Raw genomic sequence first — 5132 nt, 5'->3', positions numbered from 1 at the left:
CAACTACCTTTTTACATTCTATGAAACCTTTATTTGTTTGTACCCCTAGTAATGCATCGTTTTTAGTTTTTATATCTTTGACTTCGGTAAATTTATTTATTTCCACACCTAATCTTTGTGCAGCTTCAGCGTAACCCAAAGTCACTTGAAAAGGGTTGGCATGCCCATCTTTAGCACAGTAGGCGGCTCCTACCAATTTTTCTATGTTTAAGTCGGGAACGATTTCTTTAGCTTCTTTAGGAGTTAAAAGAATAGAAGGAATATTTAAACTGTGTTGAACTTCGATATTTTTTTTAAATTGTTCTAATTCTTTGTCAGAGTATGCTAGTAATAAGTAACCTTTTTGCTTTAATTCTATGTCTCTTTTTATTTGAAGGACATCTTCAAAGTGTTCAAAAATATGCATACTTTCACTTGCCAGAAGACAGTTTTGTTTGGTGCCCCATTGTTGCCTAACTCCTGCACCGCATCTACCAGTTGCTCCGCTTGAAAGATAGGATTTTTCAAGTAAAACTACATCTTTAACACCTTTTTTGGCAAGGTTATAGGCAATGGAACAACCTACGACCCCTCCTCCTATTATCACAACGTTTGCTTTATTTTTCATGTTTTTCACCTGCTAACTAATTTTATTAGAGTTTATTTATCATTCTCCATTACGGTTCCTTTTGTTACTTCTTCAAAGGTTATTCCTCCGTAGGGAGGTCTGATGCTTTGTAGTTCTATTTCTTCCATCGGTTTGCCCGTCATCTGTGAAATTTCTTTTGCGATCAATAAACCACAGGTTTTACCTTGGCAAGGTCCCATCCCGCTTCTTGTTACCCTCTTTATTTCTTCAACGGTGGTAAATCCTTTTCTTATGGCATCCCTTATTTCTTTTAAAGTTACATCTTCACATCTACAAATTATTACCTTGTTTTCATCCATGATTTCCTTCCTCCACTTTAAAATTCCTAGCTTGCAAATAATATTCTTTTGGAATTTCTATACTCACTGCGGCTGTTTTGTCTTGAAATTTTCCATCCAATATTCTTATTACTTTGCCATCACATAAGTATTTTCCCTCTCTATCAAATACCTTTACAATTTCTCCTTTATGGGGTCTTGGAAGAAATTCGTAAGGCATGATTACAACCGAGGTTGTTTCACTGAAATTTTTATGAATTACAAACATTGCCAGTCCTGGACATTTGCTAACACATATACCGCATCCGGTGCATTTTTCAAAGTCAACGTAGGGAATGTTGTTGATGTTACCATTTTCAGATATGGCGTTGAAAGGGCAGCTTTTTACGCAGGGGTCGCAAGGGAATCTTTGAAAGCACTCTGATATGGCTATAGGACCTTTGTCAAACACCTTTTCTTTTGAGGGTAACTTGTTTTTTAAGTTTTCTTCCGAAGGTACTCCAGTTTTCATCAAATGAGAGATATCGAGTGCTTCTTCTGAAAATTTTTCGTTATAATTTTTCCCGTGATTCAAACCCAATTTAGATAATCCTTTCCTAATTTTCTTGCCTACAGGTCCAGATCTTAGCAATTTTAATTCATTTTTAGCCTCTTCTATTCTTTCTTCAATTTCGTCTTTGCTGTTTTTTCCGATTCTTTTGGCAACGGATAAACCGGCAATTTGGCCTTCAATCATAGCTGCTGTTGCTTCTTCTATCCCTGAAACATCCCCTGCGACAAATAAATTTTTAATTGACGTTTCCATATTTTCATCTCTTAAGGGAACGTAGCCGCCCAGTTCTGAAACATAAGTGGTTTTCACTTTCCTTTGTTTTAACAGGTCAACCAACGGGGTTAATCCTACCGATAAACAGATTGCATCGCATTTGATAAGTTGCTCAGTACCTTTTACTTCATTCCAATTGCTGTCGAGTTCACATATTACCGCTCCTTCAACTTTTTCTTTTCCAATGGCTTTTTTTATGGTATGGGATGTTAAAATAGGTACGCCCAACCTTCTGAGTTTTGATGCATGAACAGAGTATCCACCTATTTTTGGCGCTGCTTCAACTATTGCAGCTACTTTTACACCTGCTTGTAGTAATTGGTAAGAAACTATCAACCCAATATTTCCCGAACCAATCATTAAGACATTTGTCGCTGGTAATACGCCATAAACATTCATCAAAGTCTGAACTGCTCCGGCACCAAAAATGCCAGGAAGATCGTTATTCTCAAAAGCTAAAAATTTTTCTGATGCCCCCGTTGCAAAAATAATACTCTGAGGATAATATTTTTTCATTTTATGATCGTTTAATATAGTTACAATGTTATCTTCATAGATCCCCAACACCCTAGAAGACAATAGCACTTCTATGTTGTTATTCTTGTTAACTTCATCGATTAGCTTCTTGAGAATATCTATTCCCCTTGTGCCTGCGTATTCCTTTTCTGAACCGAAAAATCTATGGGTTTGTTTTATTAGTTGTCCACCTAAAAATTCCCTTTCTTCTGTTAAAGATACTTTAATTCCATAATTAGCAGCAGCAAGTGCAGCTGAAAGTCCTGCAGGGCCTCCCCCTACGACCAATAATTCAAGGTTTTGGATTTTACTCATTTATCTCAACTCCAATATTTTCTGATTCTACTCTCATTCCATCTTTTAGAGGAGTTATGCACGTTCTTACGTTTGGAACCCCATCAACTGTCATCAAACAAGAGGAACAATGCCCAATAGCACAAAAAATTCCTCTTGGTCTGTGTAATTTCTTACTTTCACTGAATTTAAAAACGCCGTTTGCATACAAAGCTGCCGCAATGGTTTCTCCTTCGTAACCTATCAATTCTTTACCGTTGTAATAGAATTTTATTTGTTTTCCTCTATTAAAACTTAGTATGGGATGATTTTGTATTCTCATTTTTTCTCCTTCTTAAATAAATTATATGCTACCTTCGCCCCGCAGCCTAGCTCACAAGTACCATACTTCTACTATTAATTGAATCATAATTTTCATTTTTTAAAAAAGGTGATTATAGACGATTATGAAAAAAATTTCATGATTAGGGACGATTAAAGCCAAATATTGAAGTTTTTTTCAATTTTTGAAAAACATTATAAGGTTAATTATTTCTTTATATAAAAAAAAGAGGCCTTTAGGCCTCTTCTCATCGTCTTTACTTTGAATTAGTCGTTGTAATAAGGACAATCTTGATATCTTTCTTGGTTGAATCTTTGGTTGTTTTGGTATCTTTGAAAATCTTGGTAGTCTTGATAATCCTTATACTGTTGATATCTTTTGAAATCTTGGTAATTTTGGTAGCCTTTATATCTTTGATAATCTTGGTTTTGTTGGAAATTTCCTTGATATCTTTCTTCAAAATTTTGAGATCGAACATTTTCCATATATCTCTGCATATTCACTGTTCTATCTTGATATTTGATCTCTAAAGGTACAAAGTTTTTGATGTCGTTTATTACTACCTTGTATCCTGTTAGTTCAATACTTTCGCCGGCTTTTACATCATCCAAAAGATTCTTGGGTACTCTTACTGAGTAAATTTCGGAGTCTACTTCAACACTCAAGGTTAAAGATACATCGTCATCCACTATGGTTTTTACAGTTCCTGTAATGGTTACTGGTGAAATATCTTGAGATAATACTCTTTCTTGCAATCTTTCTTGAACTTGGAACATCTGGTTGTCAGGATCCTGATTTTGTACCTGGGACATTGGAGCCCCACCAGCTGGTCCTACTTGCGCAAATAGTGATCCGACTAAAAGAATACCTATAAAGAGAAACAGAAAAACTTTTTTCATACCAACACCTCCACTAAGTAATGTTTTATTATTTTTGATACACCAAAATAATAAAACAATATGCTTAATATTCACTTAATGGAAGCTTAGAAGAAGCTTAAGAAAGTATGAGGTAGTTTCAAGGATTTAAACCGTTACTCCTAGATAAGTTTTCCTAACTTCATCGTTTTCTAAGAGATCTTCTGCAGGTCCTTCGAGAACAATTTTGCCGGTTTCTAAGACATAACCATAATGAGCGATTTTTAAAGCACCAACGGCATTTTGTTCTACAAGCAATATGGTTACTCCCTCTTCACATATTTTTTCTATAGTTTCTAAAACCTCTTTGACCAGAATCGGAGCTAGCCCAAGAGAAGGTTCGTCGAGCATCAGAACCTTTGGTCTTGACATTAGTCCTCTTGCAACCGCTAACATTTGTTGTTCTCCCCCAGATAGTGTGCCTCCAAGTTGCTTAAGCCTTTCCTTTAATCGTGGGAAAAGTTTAAGTACCCAATCGAAATCTTTGTTTATTTTTTCAGAGTCTTTGCGAGAATACGAACCCAATCGGAGGTTTTCTAAAACCGTTAGATTAGGGAATATACGTCTACCTTCAGGGACTAGAACCACTCCCTTTTCTACTATTTTATGTGTTTCTATGCTTGTAATATCAACATTATCAAAAAGCACCGTTCCACCGCTTTTTTTAACTACATTCATTATCCCATTCAAGGTAGTAGTTTTTCCCGCTCCATTTGATCCAATCAACGTTGTGATTTCATTCTTTTTGATTTCCATATCTATCCCTTTTACTGCATGGATGCTACCATAGTGAACGTGCATATCAGATATTTTAAGAATTATGTTTGAATTTTCACTGTTCATATTGCCAACTCCTCACCTAAATAGGCTTTTATTACCAAAGGATCTTTTTGAATCTCCTCTGGATTTCCTTCTGCAATTTTTTTCCCATAATCCAAAACATATATACGCTCACAAATTCCCATGATAACTTTCATATCGTGTTCTATAATGAGAATAGATAACTCAAACTCTTGTCTTATGTGTTTTATAAACTCCATCAATTCACTCGTTTCATGAGGATTCATTCCTGCTGCGGGTTCGTCTAACAGAAGTAGTTTTGCTCCGGTGGCAAGTGCTCTTGCGATTTCTAACTTTCTTTGTAATCCATATGGAAGAGAGTTTGCCTTGTCATTAGCGTAAATAGACAATCCGACTTCTTCTAGAAGATCCCAGGCTTCATTTTGCATTTCTTTTTCTACTTTTAAAACGTCAGGAGTTTTTAAAACACTTTTAAAAAGCCAAATCCAACTCTTCAATTTCAAATGTTGAGAGACTAAAACATTTTCTAGAACTGTCATATCTTTAAACA

Annotated in this window: 7 protein-coding genes; all 7 read right to left on the bottom strand. The window is 35.5% G+C overall.

What is annotated here, in order from left to right; translation table 11 throughout:
- The coding region (locus AA81_RS01710) for an NAD(P)/FAD-dependent oxidoreductase (protein ID WP_146050317.1) at nucleotides 1-607 on the bottom strand (607 nt) is incomplete at its 3' end.
- A gap of 32 nt (nucleotides 608-639) precedes the next feature.
- Nucleotides 640-927 (bottom strand): (2Fe-2S)-binding protein, encoded by a 288-nt coding sequence (locus AA81_RS14385; RefSeq protein WP_211286410.1) that lies wholly within the window; start codon nucleotides 925-927, stop codon nucleotides 640-642.
- Nucleotides 920-2563, bottom strand: coding sequence for an FAD-dependent oxidoreductase (locus AA81_RS01705; RefSeq protein ID WP_211292623.1), 1644 nt, complete (start codon nucleotides 2561-2563; stop codon nucleotides 920-922). Before AA81_RS01705 ends, AA81_RS14385 begins: the two co-directional genes overlap by 8 nt.
- Nucleotides 2556-2864 carry a (2Fe-2S)-binding protein gene (locus AA81_RS01700; protein ID WP_103897979.1) on the bottom strand — a complete coding sequence of 103 codons (309 nt, stop codon included), beginning with the start codon at nucleotides 2862-2864 and terminating at the stop codon, nucleotides 2556-2558. The genes AA81_RS01705 and AA81_RS01700 overlap by 8 nt, the downstream gene beginning before the upstream one ends.
- Before the next feature lie 266 nt (nucleotides 2865-3130).
- Complete coding sequence (locus tag AA81_RS01695; RefSeq protein WP_103897978.1) at nucleotides 3131-3763, bottom strand: hypothetical protein; 633 nt, start codon at nucleotides 3761-3763, stop codon at nucleotides 3131-3133.
- A 126-nt stretch (nucleotides 3764-3889) separates the two neighbouring features.
- A complete protein-coding gene (locus AA81_RS01690; RefSeq protein WP_103897977.1) occupies nucleotides 3890-4624 on the bottom strand; it encodes an ABC transporter ATP-binding protein in 735 nt (244 codons plus the stop codon).
- On the bottom strand, nucleotides 4621-5132 hold a 512-nt coding region (locus AA81_RS01685), incomplete at its 5' end, for an ABC transporter ATP-binding protein (RefSeq protein ID WP_146050316.1). The genes AA81_RS01690 and AA81_RS01685, both read right to left, overlap by 4 nt.

It is taken from the genome of Petrotoga halophila DSM 16923, assembly GCF_002924615.1.
The sequence above is the reverse complement of the archived record's forward strand: the minus strand, read 5'-3'. Positions and strand labels throughout refer to the sequence as shown.